This window comes from Cytobacillus sp. C11.1 (genome assembly GCF_058145115.1).
In genome coordinates, this window is record NZ_CM176935.1 from 3346861 (window position 1) to 3368843 (window position 21983).

At 41.4% G+C, this 21983-nt stretch carries 24 protein-coding genes, 1 other RNA gene and 1 pseudogene; 17 read left to right on the forward strand and 9 right to left on the reverse strand.

Features of this window, described 5'->3' with window-relative positions:
* Positions 1–38: 38 nt before the first annotated feature.
* Entirely contained in the window at positions 39–596 is a 558-nt protein-coding gene (gene hxlB, locus AC3ZVC_RS16595) for a 6-phospho-3-hexuloisomerase (protein WP_490064315.1), read from the reverse strand.
* Positions 597–604: 8 nt separating this feature from the next.
* Positions 605–1237, reverse strand: coding sequence for a 3-hexulose-6-phosphate synthase (gene hxlA / locus AC3ZVC_RS16600; protein WP_490064316.1), 633 nt, complete (start codon positions 1235–1237; stop codon positions 605–607).
* 231 nt (positions 1238–1468) lie between these two features.
* On the opposite strand from hxlA, the gene hxlR reads away from it, so the two are divergent.
* The 7 genes and pseudogenes from hxlR to AC3ZVC_RS16635 all read left to right on the forward strand — a co-directional run bounded on the left by hxlR (position 1469) and on the right by AC3ZVC_RS16635 (position 5345).
* Positions 1469–1834, forward strand: coding sequence for a transcriptional activator HxlR (gene hxlR / locus AC3ZVC_RS16605; protein ID WP_214722507.1), 366 nt, complete (start codon positions 1469–1471; stop codon positions 1832–1834).
* A 478-nt stretch (positions 1835–2312) separates the two neighbouring features.
* Entirely contained in the window at positions 2313–2708 is a 396-nt protein-coding gene (gene spxA, locus AC3ZVC_RS16610) for a transcriptional regulator SpxA (RefSeq protein WP_490064317.1), read from the forward strand.
* A gap of 119 nt (positions 2709–2827) precedes the next feature.
* Positions 2828–3241, forward strand: coding sequence for an RrF2 family transcriptional regulator (locus AC3ZVC_RS16615; protein ID WP_490064318.1), 414 nt, complete (start codon positions 2828–2830; stop codon positions 3239–3241).
* A 102-nt stretch (positions 3242–3343) separates the two neighbouring features.
* Positions 3344–3679 (forward strand): IDEAL domain-containing protein, encoded by a 336-nt coding sequence (locus tag AC3ZVC_RS16620; RefSeq protein ID WP_490064319.1) that lies wholly within the window; start codon positions 3344–3346, stop codon positions 3677–3679.
* A gap of 18 nt (positions 3680–3697) precedes the next feature.
* Positions 3698–4567 (forward strand): SDR family oxidoreductase, encoded by an 870-nt coding sequence (locus tag AC3ZVC_RS16625; protein WP_490064320.1) that lies wholly within the window; start codon positions 3698–3700, stop codon positions 4565–4567.
* 87 nt (positions 4568–4654) lie between these two features.
* Positions 4655–4777, forward strand: a pseudogene (locus AC3ZVC_RS16630) (sulfite exporter TauE/SafE family protein); the annotation flags it as partial.
* Between the two features lie 16 nt (positions 4778–4793).
* On the forward strand, positions 4794–5345 hold the full coding sequence (locus AC3ZVC_RS16635) for a hypothetical protein (protein ID WP_490064321.1): 552 nt from the start codon (positions 4794–4796) through the stop codon (positions 5343–5345).
* Positions 5346–5412: 67 nt separating this feature from the next.
* Here the strand turns inward: AC3ZVC_RS16635 and AC3ZVC_RS16640 are convergent, their stop codons facing one another.
* From AC3ZVC_RS16640 to AC3ZVC_RS16650, 3 genes are all read right to left on the reverse strand, one after another.
* Complete coding sequence (locus AC3ZVC_RS16640; RefSeq protein WP_490064322.1) at positions 5413–6624, reverse strand: MFS transporter; 1212 nt, start codon at positions 6622–6624, stop codon at positions 5413–5415.
* A gap of 3 nt (positions 6625–6627) precedes the next feature.
* Entirely contained in the window at positions 6628–7017 is a 390-nt protein-coding gene (locus tag AC3ZVC_RS16645; RefSeq protein ID WP_490064323.1) for a MarR family winged helix-turn-helix transcriptional regulator, read from the reverse strand.
* Positions 7018–7202: 185 nt separating this feature from the next.
* Positions 7203–8474 carry an MFS transporter gene (locus AC3ZVC_RS16650; protein WP_490064324.1) on the reverse strand — a complete coding sequence of 424 codons (1272 nt, stop codon included), beginning with the start codon at positions 8472–8474 and terminating at the stop codon, positions 7203–7205.
* A 340-nt stretch (positions 8475–8814) separates the two neighbouring features.
* Between AC3ZVC_RS16650 and AC3ZVC_RS16655 the strand changes: the two genes are divergently transcribed.
* From AC3ZVC_RS16655 to AC3ZVC_RS16670, 4 genes are all read left to right on the forward strand, one after another.
* The gene (locus AC3ZVC_RS16655) at positions 8815–9549 is read left to right on the forward strand and encodes a GTP pyrophosphokinase (RefSeq protein ID WP_490068947.1); all 735 of its coding nucleotides are present in this window, start codon (positions 8815–8817) and stop codon (positions 9547–9549) included.
* Positions 9550–9563: 14 nt separating this feature from the next.
* Complete coding sequence (locus AC3ZVC_RS16660) at positions 9564–9983, forward strand: DUF5392 family protein (protein ID WP_490064325.1); 420 nt, start codon at positions 9564–9566, stop codon at positions 9981–9983.
* Between the two features lie 19 nt (positions 9984–10002).
* Entirely contained in the window at positions 10003–10611 is a 609-nt protein-coding gene (locus tag AC3ZVC_RS16665; RefSeq protein WP_490064326.1) for a TetR/AcrR family transcriptional regulator, read from the forward strand.
* 125 nt (positions 10612–10736) lie between these two features.
* Positions 10737–12002: an L-lactate MFS transporter gene (locus tag AC3ZVC_RS16670; RefSeq protein ID WP_490064327.1), complete on the forward strand. Its 1266-nt coding sequence runs from the start codon at positions 10737–10739 to the stop codon at positions 12000–12002.
* Positions 12003–12046: 44 nt separating this feature from the next.
* Here the strand turns inward: AC3ZVC_RS16670 and AC3ZVC_RS16675 are convergent, their stop codons facing one another.
* From AC3ZVC_RS16675 to fdhF, 4 genes are read right to left on the reverse strand one after another with little or no spacing between them, the layout of a single operon-like run.
* The gene (locus AC3ZVC_RS16675) at positions 12047–12172 is read right to left on the reverse strand and encodes a hypothetical protein (protein WP_490064328.1); all 126 of its coding nucleotides are present in this window, start codon (positions 12170–12172) and stop codon (positions 12047–12049) included.
* A gap of 40 nt (positions 12173–12212) precedes the next feature.
* Positions 12213–12428, reverse strand: a complete 216-nt coding sequence (locus AC3ZVC_RS16680; RefSeq protein WP_490064330.1) for a heavy-metal-associated domain-containing protein — start codon at positions 12426–12428, stop codon at positions 12213–12215.
* 8 nt (positions 12429–12436) lie between these two features.
* Complete coding sequence (locus AC3ZVC_RS16685; RefSeq protein ID WP_490064331.1) at positions 12437–12943, reverse strand: helical membrane plugin domain-containing protein; 507 nt, start codon at positions 12941–12943, stop codon at positions 12437–12439.
* Positions 12918–15908, reverse strand: coding sequence for a formate dehydrogenase subunit alpha (fdhF, locus tag AC3ZVC_RS16690; RefSeq protein ID WP_490064332.1), 2991 nt, complete (start codon positions 15906–15908; stop codon positions 12918–12920). The genes AC3ZVC_RS16685 and fdhF overlap by 26 nt, the downstream gene beginning before the upstream one ends.
* A gap of 889 nt (positions 15909–16797) precedes the next feature.
* Here fdhF and ssrS point away from each other — a divergent pair.
* From ssrS to AC3ZVC_RS16720, 6 genes are all read left to right on the forward strand, one after another.
* Positions 16798–16994: non-coding RNA, 6S RNA (gene ssrS / locus AC3ZVC_RS16695), on the forward strand.
* A gap of 104 nt (positions 16995–17098) precedes the next feature.
* A complete protein-coding gene (locus AC3ZVC_RS16700; protein ID WP_214729325.1) occupies positions 17099–17239 on the forward strand; it encodes a hypothetical protein in 141 nt (46 codons plus the stop codon).
* Positions 17240–17383: 144 nt separating this feature from the next.
* Positions 17384–18361: a ring-cleaving dioxygenase gene (locus AC3ZVC_RS16705; RefSeq protein ID WP_490064333.1), complete on the forward strand. Its 978-nt coding sequence runs from the start codon at positions 17384–17386 to the stop codon at positions 18359–18361.
* Positions 18362–18477: 116 nt separating this feature from the next.
* Positions 18478–19731: an MFS transporter gene (locus tag AC3ZVC_RS16710; protein WP_490064334.1), complete on the forward strand. Its 1254-nt coding sequence runs from the start codon at positions 18478–18480 to the stop codon at positions 19729–19731.
* Positions 19732–19944: 213 nt separating this feature from the next.
* Positions 19945–20322, forward strand: coding sequence for an SRPBCC domain-containing protein (locus tag AC3ZVC_RS16715; RefSeq protein ID WP_490064335.1), 378 nt, complete (start codon positions 19945–19947; stop codon positions 20320–20322).
* Between the two features lie 440 nt (positions 20323–20762).
* Positions 20763–21971, forward strand: a complete 1209-nt coding sequence (locus AC3ZVC_RS16720; protein WP_490064336.1) for an acyl-CoA dehydrogenase — start codon at positions 20763–20765, stop codon at positions 21969–21971.
* The last annotated feature ends 12 nt before the right edge of the window (positions 21972–21983 follow it).

Genomic DNA, 21983 nt, shown 5'->3' on the forward strand with positions numbered 1-21983 from the left:
TATTTAAACTCTGCAGTCTTTTAAATATTGAATGATTCTTATTCGAGATTGGCATGCTTTCCATACATCTTAGTTGTATCCAACCCTTTTTTCTCCATGAATCTTAAGATAATCGCATCATAAAAAAGGAGGAGGGTTTGCTCAAATAGTGAGCCCATAGGCTGTATTGTTTTATAATCGCCTTCCGATTGATCTTTAGGGGATCCAGGCAATTTAACTTTAATATCGGCTAATTGTCCAATCGTGGACTCAGGAAAAATTGTTACAGCTGCGATTGTTCCTCCGATATTTCTTGCTTTTTTCACCATGGAAATTAAGCTTTTCGTTTCACCTGAACCTGATCCGATAATTAATATGTCATCTTCCTCAAAGTTAGGTGTTACGGTTTCTCCTATTACATAGGCATCGATTCCCATATGCATCATTCGCATAGCAAATGATTTAGCCATAAATCCAGACCTGCCTGCGCCAGCAACAAAAACTTTCTTAGCTTCAAGAATTCCATTTACCAATTTTTCTGCTTCATCATCTGAAATGAAGTCAGCTGTCCGATTTAACTCTTTTACGATCTCAGCTAAATACTTTTTCGTATTCATTAAAGAAATTACCCTTGCTTAATCATTTCTTGCATTGCGGCTACAGCGGCTTTTTTATCTGCTTGTCCAGTAATGCCTCCGCCCACAATGACAAGATCTGGCTGAACTTTCACCACTTCTGGCAATGTTTCTAATTTAATTCCTCCAGCAATGGCAGTTTTTGCATTTTTTACAACACTTTTAATGGTTTTCAGATCTTCAAAAGAATTTTGTCCCACCGCTTGAAGGTCGTAGCCAGTGTGTACACAAATATAGTCTACACCCATCTCATCGACTTCTTTCGCACGTTCAGCAAGGTCTTTAACTGCAATCATATCAACAAGAATTTTTTTGCCTTGTTTTTTCGCTTCTTCCACAGCACCTTTGATAGACATGTCTTCTGCTGATCCAAGAATGGTAATGATATCAGCACCTGCCTCAGCGGCTTTCATTACTTCATAGCCAGCAGCATCCATGATTTTAAGGTCTGCCAAAACTTTTAGGTTAGGGAAAGCTTCTTTTACTGCTTTCACAGCATGAAGACCTTCATTAATGACTACTGGAGTACCGATTTCGACTACATCGATATGCTCCTCAACTTCCTTTACAAGCTCAATGGCTTCTGGAATATTTACTAAATCTAAAGCTAATTGTAATTCCATCTATATTCACTCCTGTTAATTTTTTTTTGTATTCAGCAGTTTAAAACCTAATACGGCTAGATTTTTTATCCTAATTGGGTATTACTAGTATTACAGCTTGAATCAGGTGTTTGCTGCTGAACAATTGCTAGTATATTACGTATGACATTATATTAAAAGTACGCACTTTTATTTTACATAGTGACTAAAAGTATACTATTGGTTATAATTAGGTCTGGAGGTGGTTTCAATATGTCACGAATGCAGGATAAAGTATTTAACTGTGAAAAAGAATTAACCCTTTCGGTTATCGGCGGTAAATGGAAAATGCTGATATTATGGCATTTAGGCAAAGAAGGAACAAAACGATTTGGTGAATTAAAAGCTCTAATGCCCGGGATTACGCAAAGGATGCTTGTTAACCAATTAAGAGAATTAGAAGAAGATTTAATTGTTAAACGAGAAGTCTATCCAGTCGTTCCTCCGAAAGTGGAATATTCTCTGACTGAACAAGGAAGAACTTTGATGCCTATCCTGGATGCTATGTATAAATGGGGTAAGGATTATATGGAGACGGTCGTGGAAAGTTCTCCTGCAACGAATGAATCAATTAAATAATAAATAAATGAAAAGACTTATATGGATCTGTTAAGCCAGGGTAAATACTTCTCCCTGGCTTTTTTGTATTAATAGAGGAAGGTATCATACTTATTACTTAGTATACTTTTTATCACTATATATTTTTTAGGGCACTAATTAAATAAAAAGTGCGTACTTTCAATAGATGTTTGTAGGTTATATACTAGCTTCTGTTGCTGTAAATGAAGGGTGAAGGGTTTGTCAGGTTTACAGGCCAAGCATCATAAGGTTTGCATAAAATGTTTGTCATTTTCTTCTAATTATGATGTATGTCATAAATAAATATTGACTTACTAAACTGTAAATATTAATATTACAGTATGCTCGGTACCAATAAAGCTAACAAGGTATAAAGTATTTGGTCATTGTTAAATTAATTTCAAACCTCAACTGTAATATTTTGGTTACATTATTACAATATATAAGCAGCATGAAAATAATTGAAGGAGTGAAAAATATGGTAAATTTATATTTAACATCAAGCTGCGGTTCCTGCCGAAAAGCAAGGGCCTGGCTGGAAGAACATCAAATTGATTATATTGAAAGAAACATTCTAACGGACCCGCTTACAGTGGATGAGATTAAATCGATCTTACGTCTTACGGAAAATGGCACAGAGGAGATCATATCAACTAAGTCTAAAGCTTTTCAGGAGCTGAACGTAAATATTGACTCCATGCCGCTCAAGGAATTGTATAAATTAATAATGGAAAACCCGCAAATGCTGCGCAGGCCAATTATCCAGGACGAAAAGAGATTACAGGTTGGCTTTAACGAGGAAGAAATCCGAAGTTTCCTTCCACGTAAATTTCGTACCTTTTCATTTAATGAATTACAAAAATTGGCCAATTAAGAGATCCAGATAGCTTCAGGTTCGATTTCTTGACAAGAAAATCTGTAACATCTAGTATTACATTACGTACTTAAAGTTAGGATTAGTTGTCATCAGCTATCAACTCTAGGAGGCAGGCCATGAATAGCGACTTTACTCTTGCCATTCACAGTTTAACTTATCTTGCGCTGCAGCCGGATCGCATGTCTACAAGCGATGCTATATCAGGAAGTGCAGGTGTCCATGCAGTCCGAATTCGTAAGGTCCTGAGTTTGTTAAAAAAACATGGATTTATTAATTCAAAAGAAGGCCTGGGCGGCGGATTTATATTTGCCAGGGATTTAAGTGAGGTGAATCTCTGGGATATCTATATGATAACCTCTGAAGGCGCACTTCAGCCTAAATGTCCTGAATCAAATGAACAGTGTGTTGTTGGCGCGAATATGCAAAGGGTATTATTTAACATTTTTATAGGTGCCGAAGAACATCTTGGGGAATATTTAAAGAAGTATACCCTTAAGGATGTAGTTGAGCTTATATACGAAGAAAAATGAAGGAAGGCCTGGCTTTCCGTTTAGCTAAAATGTAATAAATTTTATTACAGTTTCAAACTGTCGTGTGATGAACGTTATTCTACTAATAAGAAGGTGAAAACGATGATGTCCAAAGATAATTCTATCTTAAAAACAGGTGATTGGATTAAAGGGAAATCACCGGATGGGGAGTTAATAATCGGTTACATTGAGAGAATTGATATTCTGGAAGAAACCGTAAAGACAAAAGTCATTAGCAGTGATAATAAAACAATCGAAGGAAAAATAATTCCCATATTGAGCAAACAGGTCAAAAAAATGCCTGTTTCAAAAGTGGCAAACAAGGAACAAGTTCATTTTCTAATTGACTTGGCGCTTGCAACAGGGGATGAAGAGTGGTTCTTTGAGCTAACTTTCAAACTAAACAAGATGAGGGAGCTAGTAAATGCAGCAAAATAATAGCAGGGGGAATAAAAAATGAAAATGCTAGTAACAGGAGCAACAGGAAAATTAGGAACAAAAGTAGTGGAGACTTTATTAAAAACTGTCCCAGCAAACCAATTGTCGGTCAGTGTACGCAACCCGGAAAAAGCAGAAGGATTACGAGCTCGTGGAGTGGAAGTCCGCCAAGGTGATTTTGACCGTCCAGAGACACTGGATCATGCTTTTTCAGGCATCGATCGATTATTAATTATTTCTGCAGACGGGGACAATGAAACAAGGATTCGCCAGCATACAAATGCGGTAGCGGCAGCTGAACGTGCTGGCGTTAAATTTATTGCTTATACCAGCATTGCCAACGCAAGAGAAAGCAAAAACTTCCTTGCTCCAACTCATAAGGCAACAGAAGAAGCCATCTTAAAGACAGGCATTCCATACTCCTTCTTACGAAACAATTGGTACTTGGAGAATGAAATTCCGAGCATTCAAGGTGTACTAGCGGGAGCTCCATGGGTAACTTCTGCTCAAACTGGCAAAGTAGGCTGGGCACTTCAGCAAGATTATGCAGAAGCTGCAGCAGCGGTATTATCAGGCAGCGGACACGAAAATTCTGTTTACGAGCTTTCTGGCAAACTATTGACACAAGAAGAATTAGCATCTGCACTGGGTGCTGTGTTGGGGAAAGGAGTACCTGTTAAGCATGTTGATGATGCAGCTTATGCCGAGATGATGAAGGGTGCAGGAGTACCGGATTTCCTTATTCCAATGCTTGTTGACATACAAAAAGACATTCGGGAAGGCACCCTGGAAATTGAAAGCAATGATTTCGCAAAGCTTCTTGGTCGTCCAGCAGCATCCATTCAAGAAGGGTTAATTCAAATTGTTAATAGCATCTCATCAAAATAATGCTTGAAACCATTAAAACCGACCTTTTCAATTTAGAAAGGTTGGTTTTAATTTTAAGAAAAATTGAGATCTGGTTAGGAAAACTAAGTGCTTTTGGGCCTGTTTACCGGGCAGCTGTAATTTGCTAAAATAAATCAGCGTTTTTTCAGGATGTTCACATACATACTATTAATGTTTACCGGAATTTATCTGCTTGCTGAAAGTTTATAATATAGGAGGACATAAAATGGAAGCGAAAATGCAAGCTTATTTTAACGACCTGCATTCCGAGGATAAAAATGCCCAATATGAAGCGTTCAATCAAATTATGAACACTGCTAAGGAAAAAGTGAACTGGGCGTATGAGGTTTGGGATGGCTTAAAGGATGACCTTACCCATAAAGACAATCACTGTCGTGCAAGAGCCGGGCAATTTCTCAGCTATTTGGCGATCAGTGATCCGGAGAAAAGAATGTTAAAGGATTTCCCTGCTGTCTGGGAAGTGACAAAAGATAAGAAATTTGTCACTGCTAGACACACGCTTCAGGCCATTTGGAGAATAGCCCTTGCTGGACCGGAACAAAAAGAGATGGTTTTACAGCACATCTCGGACCGCTTTAAAAAAGGCGCAGATGAAAAAAATTGCACCTTGATCCGCTTTGACATGATTCAAGGGCTGCGGAACTTGTATGATGAAACGAAGGAAGAAGACGTAAGGCAGCTAGCACTCGATTTAATTGAAAAGGAAGAGGACCCGAAATATAAAAAGAAATATGGCGGTGTTTGGAAAAACGCGTAAACAAATCTGCCCTTACAACGCATAAAGGACCGTGCACCCACACCCGGTCCTTTCAAAAGCAAACCTATCATCCTGCAGCTGAAGCATCGAATCTTACTTTCCCCGCACTTTCTTTTTTCCCATGAAGTCCATAATAAAGTCCTGCCGTGAGTAAAATGAAGACGGCCATCATGCTATAAAGCGTGCTGTATCCCGTAACGGGGATGATAAATCCAAGCAAATAAGGGCCAAAACCCAATCCGGCATCAAGAAAAATAAAGAAGGTCGAAGTGGCTAATCCCATTCGATGCGGAGGTGTCAGTTTAACCGCAACCGCCTGTGTGCAGGATTGCATATTCCCGAAGCCAAGTCCGATTAACGCACCTGCCAAAAGCAGGGTGAAGCTGCTGTTGGCAGTACTTAACACGAACATGCCGGCAGCAAACATAACGAAAGCAGGGTACATGACATAATTGGCACCTTTAACATCCATCAAGCGTCCGGTAAATGGACGGGAAATTAAAACTGCTGAAGAGTATACGAGAAAGAAGAAGCTTGCAGCGCTGACTAAATCAACTTCAATCGCGTAAAAGTTGATAAAGGAAAGGACACCGGAATAGCCAAAAGCAATTGCCAAGGTTATAAATGCGATCGGTACTGCCTTTGGTTCAATAAAGTTAGAAATTTTGAATGATTGTCCCTCTGATGGTGGATTTGATGAAGCTTCAATGGGCGGTACGTATAAAAAGAAGGCGGTTATTAATGCAAAAACGCCCAATGCCAGACAAAAAAGAAAGATCGTTTGAAACGTTACTTGCTGCATCATAAATAATCCAATGAATGGCCCCACAGCAGTTGCCAGTGTGGCACTCATGCTGTAGTAGCCAATTCCTTCTCCTTTACGCATTCCCGGAATGATTTGCGCAACGATGGTTCCGGTTGCCGTACTTGCCATTCCAAGTGCGATGCCGTGAATGAAACGGTTGATCAATAGAAAAGTAATGCCGATATTTACGAAATACAAAAGGGTGGTCAATGTAAAAAAGATAAGTCCTATAAATAACGTTTTTTTGCGGCCAATTTTATCAATGGCACGGCCAATATATAGTCTGCCGATCAGTGTCCCAATGATAAAAATACCGGTTACAAGACCGGCCTGGCTTGTCGAGGCGCCGTAATGATTGACTGCGAAAACGGCAATCGTCACCATCAATAAATAGAAAATTAATGTCAAGAAAAAATTAACCGATGAAACAATAATAAAGTCTTTTGTCCACAGTTTAGGTCTAAGATGATCCATTTTTTACTCTCCCTGCTTCATTAAATTTTTCCGGACTTCACTCATGAGGCTAATACCCTCTAGCTGTTCCTCCTCAGAAATGCCATTTAAAATTTCCTGTTCAAATTCATCAATCGTTACACGAACTTCCATGTAGATTTTTTTCCCGATCTCGGTAAGCTGCATTCTTTTTTCTCGTTTGTCCTTTGTTGGAACAGCTTCCAGATAGCCCATTTCTTCTAATTTATTAATGGTTCTTGTTACAGTTGGTTTTTCTACTCCCAGATAGTTAGATAGCTCCACAAGTGTTGAAGAGCCTTCATTGAACAAGTAATACAGGATGGACCATTGCGCCCTGAATAAATTGTGCTTGCTTAACTCCACATTCAGCCTATTTTCAAAAGGGCGGTACATTAAAACCAGCTGGTGGAAGAATTTTTGAAAAGTCTTAATCTGAGAAACCTCCTGAAAGTAGTTACCCTGAGTAATAGTTACTTAGAGTAACTAAAATAATAATAATCATTATACAGCGGCAGATAGGGAAATGTAAATAGGCTGGAAAGCAAAAAAAGCCTAATCCCAGGCTAGGCTGCCAGGGATTAAGCTCCGCTTTTCATGTGCTGTGCGGTATGAGTTTTTGCTTTTTTTAAATAATGATGCAGCATTATGCTGATCAGGGAACCCGAGAAGCAGGAGAGAGCAGAAAGGAAAAAGGCGTGTGAATAGGAGCTTGTTAAATTTAGAATATATCCAATGATGATCGGCCCAACTAACTGTCCGATACCAAAGAAAAGGGTTAAAAATCCGATGGCACTGGATACTTGTGTTTGACTGACAAACTCTGATGTACTTGCCAGAATAATAGCAGGTGTTCCCCATAATGTAATACTGTAAAGAATCGCAAGTGCGATCAAACCGCTGCTGTTCGCGGAAAAACTAAAACCCAGCAGGAAAATCATTTGCATAAAGAAGACAAGTGATAATGATGTCAGCCGTCCGAGGCGGTCTGAAATCGATCCCCACAGAAAACCGCTGATAATACTGATAAAACCGGCAATCGCAAAAATTCTTCCTGCTATGAGACTGCTGAGGCCGAAATCAATCAGAAAGTCTACAAGGAATGTGGTGAACATAATATAGCTGAATCCCCAGAGGAAATAACAAATGCCGATTGTCCATACCAGTGGATTTTTGTAAACGGAGTGTAAGCTGCCGGTATTTAATTTGGAGGAAGAGTTATTATTAAAGCTTTCATTTAAACTTCCAACAGGCAAAACACCTGCGTCGCTTGGGTGGCTTTTTAGAAAGAAAATATTCAAAATAGATATGAACAGCACCAGAGTGGCCAGTAGCACCCAGCTGATTCTCCAGCCAGAACCAATACTCGAAGTGACGATAATCGGAACAGCTACCCCCGAGAAAACAATTCCCAAACCATTGCCGGCATTTAGAATGCCTAAAGCCATACCTCTTTTCCGCGGAGAAAACCAAGAAGACACAACTCCCATCGAGGCAACATTTGCCCCTCCTGATCCAATTCCAATAAAGAAGCTTGATAGATAAGCTGAAATAAACCCTGTACTTAAAGAGGTTGCAATCATAGCTAGGAAAATAATCCATAAAAACACGATAATCACTTTTTTTGCTGAAAACTTATTCACAAAATAGCCTGCAAAAAAAGCACATAAAACATAGCCCAGGAAAATGGAAGAGGTTACCCATCCAGTCTCAATATAGTTCAGGTTTAAGCCCGCTTTCATAAATGGAAGAATGGCACCATATGAAAAACGGCCTAACCCAAGGCATGCCAGCCCTGTCAAAACGGATAGTAAAAGTATTAGCCAGCCCCTATGTATCGTTTTTGTATTCACATTTTTCTCCTTTAAAGTGTTGATGGAATTAGATTAATTGTAACATATTTACAAAATAATGAAACAATTATGAATTTTAATCCATACTCCAGTCCGCCTAAAATAATTTTATAGTTTTTTATGACAATGTGTCACAATCCATTGACTGATGACACATCGTCATATAAAATTTCAAGTAAAGGTATGACACAGTGTCATAACGAGGTGAAGGCTTTGAAACAGACAAAAATACAATCGCTGGTTTTGAAATTGCAGAAGCAGGGAGTAAATGCATCCCTTTGCAAAAGGCCATCCATTTCCAAGCGTACTAAAAATACGGCTAACATATAAAGGAGCCATTATGGTTACAAAAACAACTGATCGTTACAACACAATGAAGGAACTAAGGACTGATTTAGTGCGATTCATGATGTCCTACAAATTTGCACTTGAGGAAATCAATACGAAAATAAATATTTTAAAAGAGGAATTTCAATATGTGCACGACTATAACCCGATTGAACATGTCAAATCCCGTGTGAAATCTCCAGAAAGCTTATTAAACAAGCTGCATAGAAAAGACTTGGAGATTTCCATTGATTCCATCCAGCAAAATATCAGGGATATTGCAGGAGTACGCATCACATGTTCTTTTGTTTCCGATATTTACGAAATCAAAAATATGCTTGAAAGCCAAAAAGATATAACAGTACTGGAATGCAAGGATTATATTCAGCAGCCAAAGCCTAATGGGTATCAAAGCCTGCACCTGATTGTCCAAATTCCGATTTTTATGTCAGACAGAGAAGAGCTTGTTCCTGTCGAAATCCAGATTCGCACAATCGCCATGGATTTCTGGGCCAGCCTGGAGCACAAGATTTACTATAAGTACAATATGGACATCCCGCAAAGAATAGTGAATGAACTGAAAGAGGCTGCCGATACTGCCGCACGGCTTGATCGGAAAATGGAAACAATCCATCAAGAAATGATACAGCTGAAGGAGCTCGCAAGGGAAGAAGAGTCCGATTTACGGTCTCCCATCCAGAATGAGACCTTGCAGCTGATACTAAAAAATAAATTTAACCAAACATAAAGGAGAGCCGTTTCATGCAAATATGGACTGACATGCCAAACTTTGTAAAAAGAGAGCTTGAACAGTTGGAAGAAAAAGTTTTGCCGTTTACAAAAAAAGCTGCCAGATATATTTTTTGGTCTATGCCGTTAATCATACTGTCTCTAATCAATTTAATGACATTATTTTTTGCCATGCCGGATCAGGAAACCTCGCCGCTGGCCATCCTTATGTATGCCATTATGGGAGCGCTAGGATTCGCGCTTTCTAAAGAGGGAAAGCATCAGCAGCAGGAAATCCATAGAATAAGTACAGCGTATGTAAAGGAACGGATCAAAAAAAGCCAGTGGGCTTCTGATCATCTTAAATCGAGGTACCAGGTACTCATCAATGAACAGCCTCGCAAAGCGATCCCATATTTTATCCAGTTCTTAAAAGAGGAAAAAAGAGGTTAGCCGTAAGGAGGCAGAATACATGCCCAAGATTACTTTTTTTAACTTGCCTGATGATAAGCGGGAAACATTAATAAGTGCAGCCAAAAAGGAATTTGCCCGGGTGCCGCTTTATCAGGCTTCGATATCCAATATAATAAAAGATGCAAAAATTCCGCGCGGCAGTTTTTACCAATACTTCGATGACAAAGAAGATGCCTTTTTCTTCTTATTAAATAACCATGTTTCTGGATACAAAAGCCATTTTGTAAACACGCTTAAAAAGAATAACGGCGATATTTTCGAGGCGATGATCGAATTTTACCAAAGCATCATATCGGAAGAAAAAGAGAATCTGCAGTTTTTACGAAATTTGTTTCTTAATATGACGCACCGTATTGAAAATGCTTTTGCCAGAAGCTTTGGCGAAACCGACCTTAATGAGGACTTTAAGAAAATCAGCATATTGATCAACCGTGATAACCTGAATATCAATGATGAACATGAACTGTTTCATATGATGCAAATTATCTCTTCAGTCACTTTCCATAATTTCGTGAAAAAATTTGCAGGAGAATTATCATTCGATGAAGCACTAAATAATTATAAAACCGAAATCCATTTATTAAAAAAAGGTTTTATTTCAAAATGATTTTACAAAAAGCCTGTCTCTAAGAGGATTAGAGACAGGCTTTTTTGGGAAGGTAAAAAGTAGCATTAAACTTATTCCTCCTATGGGGAATAAATAAAATAATATTTAAGGGAAAGGGGTTATTTATGGCTAACAAGAACAGATGGCTCATTGCACTTTCAGCTGTCGCCATTCATCTATCCATAGGGTCCGTGTATGCTTACAGTGTTTATCAAAATCCATTAAAGGAAGCTCTTGGATGGGAAAAAACCGATGTTTCCCTGGCATTCACCATTGCCATTTTCATTCTGGGTGTTGCCGCTGCTTTTTTTGGCCGGTTTGTTGAAAAAAATGGACCAAGAAAGTCGGCTATGATTGCAGCCGTATTTTTCGGAATCGGTACCGTTGGAGCCGGTTTCGCCGTTCAAATGGAAAACTATATTCTCTTCCTGATCTTCTTTGGTGTTGTCGGAGGTTTAGGGCTTGGCTTCGGCTATATTGCACCTGTATCCACATTGGTAAAGTGGTTCCCGGACAGAAGGGGACTTGCAACAGGAATGGCCGTAATGGGATTTGGTGCAGGAGCTCTTATTACAAGCCCAATCGCCAGCAGATTGATGATTGCTACATCCATTCCTACAACTTTTTACATCCTGGGAATTAGTTATTTTATCCTTATGATTGCAGGAGCGCTTTATATCGCGAAGCCGCCTGAAGGATGGAAGCCGGAAGGAATGGAAGAAAAAAACGAAGAACGTCCGGTAAAAGCAGACCTTGCTCAGCTGACTGCTAATGAAGCCATCAAAACACGGCGTTTCTGGCTTCTATGGATCATGATGTTCATCAACATCTCAGCCGGGATCATGATTTTATCAGTTGCCGCGCCAATGGCCCAGGAAATCACCGGCGCCAGTGCCATCACCGCAGCAAGCATCGTCGGAATTATGGGACTCTTTAATGGCGGAGGAAGAATCGGATGGGCATCTGCATCCGACTACATTGGAAGAGGCAATACATACATGACCTTCTTCCTGATACAGGTTGCAGCCTTCTTCATTCTTCCGTTCATCACAAACTCATTTGTATTTTCTGTCTTCCTCTACATCATCGTTTCATGCTATGGAGGAGGATTCGCATCCCTGCCAGCCTTTATCGGCGACCTATTCGGAACCAAACAGCTTGGCGCCATCCACGGCTACCTGCTGACATCCTGGTCCATCGCAGGTGTCGTAGGCCCGATGCTTGTATCCAATATTTACGAAGCAACCCAAAGCTACACGATCACATTCTACGTCTTCGGAACCATGCTTGCCATCGGCTTCATCGTCTCACTGCTCATGAAGCGCGACATAAAAAAAATCAGAGCAACCAAAAAACAAAAAAGGACAAGCCAGCAACTTGTCACAGAATAAAACAAAAGGCTCCTGCCGCGTATACGGCAAGAGCCTTTTTGCTGTTACCCGAGGGTCGAAGGGTGAATTCGGTCATTTGTACAATCAGGACACACGTCCAAAATATCGAAGCTATACTCTTCATCTTCAGTCTCATCTCTGCGTCCGCAGATTTCACACACTCTTGCCAAATGAAACCCTCCTTAGAGTAAAGATTACTTTAGATAATACTTAGAGATCAGCTGAAAGAATATTATATCCGCAATCTTTAATCGCCTGCTCAAAATCCATGAAGGAAGCAGCATCTTCATCAAAGGAGATAACCGCTTCGCCATTCATAGGGTTCAGCTTAACTTTGCGGACACCCCAGACATCATTTAATGCCTGATTTAATCTTTCTTCGTCACCTTTCTCCATGTTTTCAATTGAAACTGTCCGTGTAATCAAGGCAGCATTCACTCTCCTGTTTTATAATGAGTATGCTCTTTGCCCATTTCCTTTCCCATACCCTTAAGAAAACCAAGCATCGAATTAATAGCCAAGTTGGTATCAGGGTCCCTCATTGCTTTCATAAGTCCCCACATGCTGCGCTTTTCATTTTTCTTCATGACATCCGCAGACTCGTCAAGTCCTTTTGTGACAGCGCTCATCATGATACTCATTTGCTGGGGATCGAGTGACCCTAGAAAATCGACTGTGTTAAACCCATTGCGGATAATATTGTGCATATTGGGCTGGTTTACCTGATCGATTGCAATAGCAGCCACTTTATCCTTTGAGTGCAAGAAACCTTGGATGATATCGAGAATCCCTGCCTTTTGGAGCTGGCTGATAATATCAATGGCGCTCGAGATTGCTTCGCGATTTTCGGCAAGCTGCTCCAATAACGCCGCTATGTCCTTTGCCTGTTCTTCCTGAGCTGATGGCTGAACCAGCTCAATTTGCTTGATCGCTTTCGCCATCGAAGAGACCCTCCCTTTTCAGCATTTCTGGAATAGATATAAAATCATCGCGATTCCATTTTTTCTCTGTTTCAACTCCAATGTGAGGCTGCGGATTGCCAAACCGGAAATTGTGGTGCGGAAGTGGGGAATCGCCATCCCGTTCAAGTACTTCCATTTTTACCTGCATTTCTTTGTAGTTTGGCGTATGCGTAATTTTGTCGTGATAACTGCTTGTCAGCTTGTTGACCGCGCCTTTTCCTTCTGTTGTATGCATTGGCAAATAGAGTTCTTTTCCTTTGACCTGATCAGTTACCCATACTTTCACTTTCACATGGCCGTAAGGGGAGGTCAGGCGGACAAGGCTGCCTGTTTGGATATTTCGTTCTTCTGCCAGCTCCGGAGAAACCTCAAGCCAAAGTTCTGGCACTTTATAGGAGATGCCTTCAGATTGATAAGTCATATTTCCTTCATGGAAGTGCTCTAGAATCCGTCCGTTGTTGAGGTGGAGGTCGTATTCCTCGCCAGCCATGAATGGAGGTGTCCAATCAACCGTAATCAAGCGCGCTTTTCCATCCGGGAAGTTGAATTTGTCTTTGTAAAGCAAGGGTGTATCCGTTCCATCAGCAGCCACAGGCCACACTAAGCTCTCCCAATTTTCCAGGCGTTTGTAGCTGACCCCGGCAAATGAAGGTGTAAGCTTGGCAGCTTCATCCATAATCTCGCTTGGGTCATTATAGTTCCAGTTTGCACCCAGTTTATTAGCGAGATCCTGGAAAATATGCCAGTCTGGCTTGCTGTCTCCCAGCGGCTCTAAAACCTTGTAAAACCTTTGGATGCGCCGCTCTGTATTCGTAAACGTTCCGTCTTTCTCAAGGCTTGGAGCCGCAGGAAGAACGACATCTGCAAATTGGGCCGTTTTTGAGAAAAAAATGTCCTGAACAACAAAGAAATCCAGTTTTTCAAAAGCCTCATGAACGTAATTGATATTGGAATCAACCAAGCCCATTTCTTCTCCGAACAGATACATTCCTTTTACTTTGCCTGCCTGTATCGCTTCAACGATTTGATGGTTGTTTAAGCCAGGTTTCTTCGGCAGATCCGTTCCCCAGGCTTCTTCAAAACGGCTGCGGATTTCATCATTTTCAATTGGCTGATAGCCCGGCAGCCATGAAGGCATCGTGCCAAAGTCACTCGCACCCTGAACATTATTATGGCCGCGCAGAGGATAGGCGCCAGCGCCAGGTTTCGCAAAATTGCCTGTAATTAATAGCAGATTGGCAATTGCTGTACTTGTATCCGTACCGCCCAAATGCTGGGTAACGCCCATTGCCCATAGGATACAGGTGCCCTTGGATTCATGAATCATGGTTGCGATCGTGATTAAGGTATCTTTAGAAATGCCTGTGACTTCTTCTGCATACTCAAGCGTAAATTTATCAAGAGATTTGATATACTCATCCACATGGTTAACTCGATTATTGAGGAACTCCCGGTCTTCCCAGCCCTGGTCAACAATATATTTGGTGACGGCGGAAAGCCAAACAAGGTCTGTTCCCGGCTTTGGATGGATATGCAAATCTGCTCTGTCAGCAAGATCATTTTTACGAAGATCCGCTACAATCAGCTTTTGATCTGCCAGTTTATTTGAGCGTTTAATTCTGGTTGCCAGAACAGGGTGGGACTCAGCCGGATTGGCACCGACTACGATAATTAACCCGGAACTCGCAATATCCTTCATCGTTCCGGAGTCACCACCGATTCCTACCGTGCGAATAAGCCCGATGGAAGCGGGCGTCTGACAGTACCTTGAACAGTTATCGATATTATTTGTTTTAAAAACAGCTCGGGCCAGCTTCTGGAAAAGGTAGTTTTCCTCATTTGAGCATTTTGAGGATGCAATAAACCCGAGTGCATTTGAACCATCTTCTTCTTTAATTTTTAGGAATTTTTCAGCAATCAGGGAGAGGGCCTCATCCCAAGTCGCTTCATAAAATTTTTCGCCTTTTCTGATTAGAGGTTTGGTTAAGCGCTCCTTGCTGTTCACGAAGCCCCAGCCAAACTTTCCTTTTACACAAGTAGAAATGCCATTAACAGGGGCATCAGGCTGCGGCTGAATTTTTAAAATTTCACGGTCCTTTGTCCAAACCTCGAAGCTGCACCCGACTCCGCAATAAGTGCAGACCGTTTTTGTCCGCTCAATCCGCGCTTCCCGCATCGCTGCTTCCACATTGGAAATTGCAAAAATCTCTTTATATCCCGGTTCAACCTCTTTTGTTAAATCAATCATTGGCTCAAGAAGCGGCTTCGGTATATTGGTCAAATAGCCCGCTTTTCCAAGCATCGATTTTTCCATCAGCGCATTACAAGGACATACAGTCACACAATGCCCGCATGAAACACAGGAAGATTCATTAATCGGAACATCATTATCCCAAATAACGCGCGGCTGCTCCCGGTCCCATGCAATACTCAGAACTTCGCTGACCTGCAAATCCTGGCACGCCTCCACACAAAGCCCGCAAAGAATACACTGATCCGGCTCATACCGGTAAAAGGGGTTCGAATTATCCTGTGGATAAGGCTTTGGTTTAAACTCATATTTCTGATGCTCAATCTGAAAATGCTCAGCCGTATTATGTACCACACAGTTGCCGTTATTGTTATCGCAAACCGTGCAATAAAGCTCATGATTTTTCAAGATGCGGGACATCCCCTCAAGCTGGGCTTCCTTGGCCAGCTCGGAAACAGAGCTCACCTTCATATCCGGTTCTGCCGAAGTCGCACAAGAGCGCTTTAGCTCGCCGTTAATCTCCACATAACACGTATCACAGGTCTGGATTACGCCCACCCCCAAATCAGGCTGAGTCGAACAAATCCCCGGCAAAAAATGATTAAAATCGCGTGCAGCCTCAAAAATCGACTGACCTGGCCGAGCCTCAATCTTCTTATCGTCAATATAAAAAGTGAACCTTTTCTCGCCCATACTGCACCACCTATTCAAGAGTACTTTACAAAAAAGTATTTGCTAAAAGTGGAAAATGTATAACAGAATTCCCGGATTTTGACTGGGAGGGGGGAAGCGTGTGTGAACTATTTATTGAAATAGAGAGTGTATATCGAGGTTAGTGAGCAAGAAGAGTTAAGACACATATAATCATGTGGGGTTATGAGAACCTATAACCGACCGGGGCAGTGAATGTTGTCGTCATGAAGCTTTTATGAAGCCCAAATATGGGGCGGAGCAGAGAGGATGGTCGTCATGGAGCGTTTATGACGACCAAATAAGAGCAGGAGGAGAGGGAATTGTCGTCATGGAGCGTTTATGACGACCAATAATGAGCAGGAGCAGAAGGGATGGTCGTCATGGAGCGTTTATGACGACAAAAAATGAGCAGGAGCAGAGGGAATCGTCGTCATGGAGCGTTTATGACGACAAAAAATGAGCAGGAGCAGAGGGAATCGTCGTCATGGAGCGTTTATGACGACTAAAAATGAGCAGGAGGAGAGGGAATTGTCGTCATGGAGCTTTTATGACGACTAAATGTGAGCAGGAGCAGAGAGGATGGTCGTCATGGAGCGATTATGACGACAAAAAATAAGCAGGAGCAGAGATAAAGGTCGCCAAGGAGCTAATGGTGCTCATTCTAAGACTAAGATAAGACCATAGTTGTTACGGAATCATAATTAACTACCATAATAAAAGCAGAAAAGGAGCTATCGTCGTTAATCCCCAGCTTTAAACCCCCTATGGCATCCACCCAAATCAAATCCATCCATTAAGACAATTCAGTTTAAAATTAACCTGCAAAAAAAATAGACAACACGGAGAGCATTACCATTGAAAAAATGATCCAAATCATTTAATATAATACTACAAGCTGCATTGTTCGTAATCATAATAAAGTTTTAACCTTTAAGCTGTAACAGGGAGTTTAACATCGAAACGGGAATGACATGCCTCTGTCTATATGACAAGGAGGACAGGCAGGAAGGTTTCTGCGAACACCCACTTTGAGGAGTGGTGGTTTAAAACTTTCTTATACCTCATTACGGCAAAGGCGGCTGCTACATATTGTGACTAAACCAGTTCCCAATCGGGGGCTGGTTTTTTTGTTTAGAATCCGGGATTATGGTTAAAACAAGATAAACGACATTTACAGGAGAGATGCTAATATGAAAGAGATCACGGAAAATAGATATTGTGAGGTTTGTGGAAAAGAGACGGAGCACATCGCCAGGGAAGATGCTTTGGAAATTGAGTATATTTGCAAGGAATGTAATCACGAGGAAGATATAATCAAGTCATTTTTCTAACTTTATCATTAATTGACACCCGAATACATCCGTGATAAAGTAAAAATATCTCGAATTAGAGATATCTTATTTTAAGATAAATACAAAGCCATTTGGCTGCAATCTCAACATGGCTATAGGAAAAGACAAGGGAGGAATTTTACTTTGAATCACTTAAAAGGTATTCACCATGTAACGGCTATTACAAGCAGCGCAGAAAAGAACTACGAATTTTTCACTTATGTACTGGGGATGCGCCTCGTTAAGAAAACAGTCAACCAGGATGACATTCAAACTTATCATTTGTTTTTTGCAGATGACACCGGGAGCCCCGGAACGGATATGACTTTCTTCGATTTCCCTGGAATTCCTAAGGGTTCTCATGGGACTAACGAGATTTCAAAAACATCTTTCCGTGTGCCAGCCGATGCGGCACTGGATTACTGGGTTAAACGCTTTGACCGCCTTGAAGTTAAACACACTGGCATCAAGGAGCAATTTGGCAAAAAGACGCTGTCATTTGCTGATTTCGATGATCAGCAGTATCAATTAATTTCAGACGAAAACAACAAAGGTATAGCATCCGGTACACCATGGCAAAAAGGCCCAATTCCGCTTGAATACGCTATTACTGGATTGGGACCGCTGTTTGTCCGGATTGCCCAATTTGATTATTTTAAAGAAATGATGGAAAAAGTGCTGCTCTTTAAGGAAATAGCACAAGAAGGAGACTTTCATTTATTCGAAGTGGGTGAAGGCGGAAACGGCGCACAAGTCATTGTTGAGCACAATACTGTTCTTCCGCAGTCTCGCCAGGGATATGGGACTGTCCACCATGCGGCATTCCGTGTTGACGATAAATCTGTATTGGAGGAATGGGATAACCATATGCGAAGCTTTGGTTTCCAAACCTCAGGATTCGTGGACCGATTCTTCTTCGGTTCTTTATATTCAAGAGTAGCCCCGCAAATTCTGTTCGAATTTGCAACTGACGGGCCAGGGTTTATGGGTGACGAACCCTATGAAACACTTGGTGAAAAGCTGTCGCTTCCGCCGTTCCTTGAACCAAAAAGGGAACAAATCGAAAGCTATGTCCGTCCGATTGATACAGTCAGAAGCACGAAAGAATTTGTGAAAGAATAATGGTAAAAATGGCACCTAAACTTCGCTGGGTTTTTAATGATTTAACGCAGTGGAGGACAGGTGCTTTTTTTTAGCGTATAATAAATGGCATTAATAGACAACAGGAGAAGAGGTCATTGGAGAAACATAAAAGCAAGTACAGATGGGTTGTCTTTTCAGCGGTATTATTTGCGTACTTTTTAATCGTAAGTCAAAGGACAGCACCAGGTTTAATTACAGATCAATTAATGAAGGATTTCGGGGTAACTGCCGCTGCCATCGGGCTTCTGACAAGTGTTCAATTCTTCGCTTATGCCAGCCTGCAGGTTCCAATTGGAATTCTATCGGACCGTTTTGGCCCGAATGTCTTCCTTATTGCAGGTACCCTTTTAAACGGGGCAGGTACACTTCTATACAGCTTTGCACCGAATGAGTATGTTTTATTTGCAGCCCGGTTGCTCGTCGGTTTTGGTGATGCAACCATTTGGATAAACATTGTGATCATATTAAGTCAATGGTTCAAAGTGAATGAATTTGTGAAATTACTTGGGTTTGCAGGAATGGTGGGCAGCTTTGGCTTTCTGCTTGCGACCGTGCCTTTTTCCATTTGGATTTCGAATTGGGGGTGGCGTGCGCCCTTTTTTGCCGTTGGAGTCATTCTTACAATTCTCGGTGTTTTGCTGTATTTTATATTAATTTGGCAGCCTAAACGCATGGGAATTACTGCAAAGGTTTCTTCTCATAAAAAGAACCCAAGGGAAAAAACGGGCTCCATATTGAGAAGAGTCTTATCCGACAGGCAGGCTTGGGCAACGTTTTTCTGCCATTTTGGCTTGGTCGGCACTTATGTAGGATTTATTGGGTCATGGGCTGTTCCATATGGAATGGATATGTATGGATTGACCCGGTCTGAATCAAGCCAGCTCATCATGATTGGCTTGATGGGTGCCATTATTGGCGCTCCATTAATGAGCTCAATCTCCAGCAGGTTTGATTCTATCAAACGTCCGTATCTTATTTCCCACTTTATCGTATTCTTCGGATGGTGTGCTTTTATTGTATTTAATGGCCAGCCGCCATATCCGCTGCTGATCATTCTTTTTTTGATCATGGGATATGGAACTGGAGCCAGTACGCTAACTTTTGCTGTTGTCCGCCAATCCTTTGACATTAAGGATGTTGGGGTTATCTCGGGTTTTGCCAATACCGGCGGATTTTTAAGCGCGGTTTTGCTGCCATTTATCTTTGGAAAAGTGCTTGACAGCTTCGAAGACGGCTACCGATATGGATTTATGATCCCGGTTGTATTTTCACTGATCGGCATCATTGGTGCAGCTTTAATAAAGGAAAAAGAGCGGGATATGAAGAAAAAAAGGGAAATGGCGGTTTGAATAAAAGAAGTGCCTGGTCATTCAAAGCATACCAGGCATTTCTTTTATTCTTTCCCATTGGGTGTAAAGAGGTGGCTTCTTCTTAAAACAACGGATCTCACTGGAAACTTTAAAGGATTTTTAACAGTAAAAATTGAATTAAAATGTTGAGGCAAATACCTTTTGTATATCCTATATGAAAGCGTGATATATTTTGTAAAGGAGTTTTTTACCTTGTTAGCATTAATTGATAAAAACGCAAACGGCTATACGGCCACTTTTGTAAGAAATCTGGAACATCCAAGGGAACAAGTGTGGGAGATGCTGACAGATAATAACCAATTGAAAAAATGGTTCCCTGAGCTTCAAGCAGATGAGCTTAAGCAAGGCGGAGCGTTCAAGTTTGATATGGGGGATGGCAGTTTTGAAGAGATGGAGATTTTGGGGCTAGAACAGTTAGCTATTCTTGAATATACATGGGGCGATGATATTGTCCGTTTTGAATTAGATGAAGAAAACGGCCATACTCAATTAAAGCTGATTGAAAAAATAAGTGAAATAACCGACCATACGCCAAGGGATCTGCCGGCTGGCATGTATGCCTTGATGTGATTAGCAGATTGCTCGATGGCAGTAGTATTGGTTCTCGTAAAGAAGAATGGGAAAAATGGTATGAGGAATACAAAACAGCTGTAAATTCTGTACAAAAATAGAAGGAGCCCTGAATGGGGCTTTTTTTTTACAAATAAATGGTGAAAATGGAACTTTAAGAATAAAATCTAAAAACATGCGAACAAACAGCCTCAATTCTTACGAATAAACTACCCAAACTAGCGATTAAACTTCTAAAATTAGCGAACAAAAAAGTTAATTCAGAAATATAGAATACAAACTTAAAAATATCAGCATAGCCCCGCCATTTACCGAATAAAAACGAATCCTCCACCCCAAAATCAAGAATTTTCAGAATAAACAGTTGAATAAATCCTAAGATTGTTTATACTAAAGTAGTAACATACCGACCGGTTAGTTAGTGAAGGAGGGACACAACATTGGATTTTTCTTATTCACCAAAGGTGCAGAAGCTGCAAGCAAAATTAACTAGATTTATGGAGGAATATATTTATCCGAGTGAGTCATTGTACGAGCAGCAGCTGAATGAACAAACAGACCGCTGGAGTGCGGTTCCCCCGATTATGGAGGAGCTGAAAGCCAAAGCTAAAGAAGCTGGATTATGGAATTTATTTTTGCCTGAGAGTGAGTATGGGGCAGGGCTGACGAATGTGGAGTATGCTCCGCTGTGCGAGATTATGGGCCGTTCGATGATTGCCCCGGAGGTTTTTAACTGCAATGCTCCAGACACAGGCAATATGGAAGTGCTGGTCCGCTACGGAACTGAACAGCAAAAGCAAAGTTGGCTTAATCCGCTTTTGGATGGGGAGATTTGCTCCTGTTTTTCAATGACTGAACCGGACGTTGCTTCTTCCGATGCCACGAATATCGAAGCGCGCATTGAAAGGGATGGTGACGAATACATTATTAATGGGCGGAAGTGGTGGTCGTCAGGTGCAGGAGATCCAAGATGCAAGATTGCTATTGTCATGGGAAAAACGGATCCATCTGCAATCCGCCATGAACAGCAATCTATGATACTGGTACCGCTTAATACGACGGGTGTCAAAATTGAACGGATGCTTCCGGTGTTTGGCTATGACCATGCCCCGCATGGACATGCCGAAATTACATACGAAAATGTCAGGGTTCCGAAAAAAAATATTATTTGGGGAGAGGGAAAAGGCTTTGCCATTGCGCAGGGAAGGCTGGGACCGGGAAGGATTCATCATTGCATGAGGCTGATCGGCGCCGCCGAACGTGCGCTTGAAGAATTATGTAAGCGTGTACAAAACCGGGTCGCTTTTGGAAATCCCTTATCAAGCCAGGGAGTGATCCGCGAATGGATTGCCGATTCGCGCATTGAAATTGAACAGGCAAGGCTTTTAACATTAAAAGCTGCCCATATGATGGATACGGTAGGAAACAAAGTGGCGAAAACGGAAATAGCCATGATTAAAGTGGTAGCGCCATCGATGGCCTTGAAGGTCATTGACCGGGCGATTCAGGCATTTGGAGCAGCTGGCGTTTCGGATGATGTACCGCTTGCAGCACTTTGGGCGAATGCAAGAACACTGAGGTTGGCAGACGGTCCGGATGAGGTGCACCGTGCACAGGTTGCCAAGCTGGAGTTAAAGAAATATCAATAGCTATTTTAATAA

Coding starts and splice junctions, on each gene's coding strand:
- hxlB (WP_490064315.1), bottom strand. CDS start 596: ATGAATACGAAAAAGTATTTAGCTGAGATCGTAAAAGAGTTAAATCGG.
- hxlA (WP_490064316.1), bottom strand. CDS start 1,237: ATGGAATTACAATTAGCTTTAGATTTAGTAAATATTCCAGAAGCCATT.
- hxlR (WP_214722507.1), top strand. CDS start 1,469: ATGTCACGAATGCAGGATAAAGTATTTAACTGTGAAAAAGAATTAACC.
- spxA (WP_490064317.1), top strand. CDS start 2,313: ATGGTAAATTTATATTTAACATCAAGCTGCGGTTCCTGCCGAAAAGCA.
- AC3ZVC_RS16615 (WP_490064318.1), top strand. CDS start 2,828: ATGAATAGCGACTTTACTCTTGCCATTCACAGTTTAACTTATCTTGCG.
- AC3ZVC_RS16620 (WP_490064319.1), top strand. CDS start 3,344: ATGATGTCCAAAGATAATTCTATCTTAAAAACAGGTGATTGGATTAAA.
- AC3ZVC_RS16625 (WP_490064320.1), top strand. CDS start 3,698: ATGAAAATGCTAGTAACAGGAGCAACAGGAAAATTAGGAACAAAAGTA.
- AC3ZVC_RS16635 (WP_490064321.1), top strand. CDS start 4,794: ATGGAAGCGAAAATGCAAGCTTATTTTAACGACCTGCATTCCGAGGAT.
- AC3ZVC_RS16640 (WP_490064322.1), bottom strand. CDS start 6,624: ATGGATCATCTTAGACCTAAACTGTGGACAAAAGACTTTATTATTGTT.
- AC3ZVC_RS16645 (WP_490064323.1), bottom strand. CDS start 7,017: ATGTACCGCCCTTTTGAAAATAGGCTGAATGTGGAGTTAAGCAAGCAC.
- AC3ZVC_RS16655 (WP_490068947.1), top strand. CDS start 8,815: ATGGTTACAAAAACAACTGATCGTTACAACACAATGAAGGAACTAAGG.
- AC3ZVC_RS16660 (WP_490064325.1), top strand. CDS start 9,564: ATGCAAATATGGACTGACATGCCAAACTTTGTAAAAAGAGAGCTTGAA.
- AC3ZVC_RS16665 (WP_490064326.1), top strand. CDS start 10,003: ATGCCCAAGATTACTTTTTTTAACTTGCCTGATGATAAGCGGGAAACA.
- AC3ZVC_RS16670 (WP_490064327.1), top strand. CDS start 10,737: ATGGCTAACAAGAACAGATGGCTCATTGCACTTTCAGCTGTCGCCATT.
- AC3ZVC_RS16685 (WP_490064331.1), bottom strand. CDS start 12,943: ATGGCGAAAGCGATCAAGCAAATTGAGCTGGTTCAGCCATCAGCTCAG.
- fdhF (WP_490064332.1), bottom strand. CDS start 15,908: ATGGGCGAGAAAAGGTTCACTTTTTATATTGACGATAAGAAGATTGAG.
- AC3ZVC_RS16700 (WP_214729325.1), top strand. CDS start 17,099: ATGAAAGAGATCACGGAAAATAGATATTGTGAGGTTTGTGGAAAAGAG.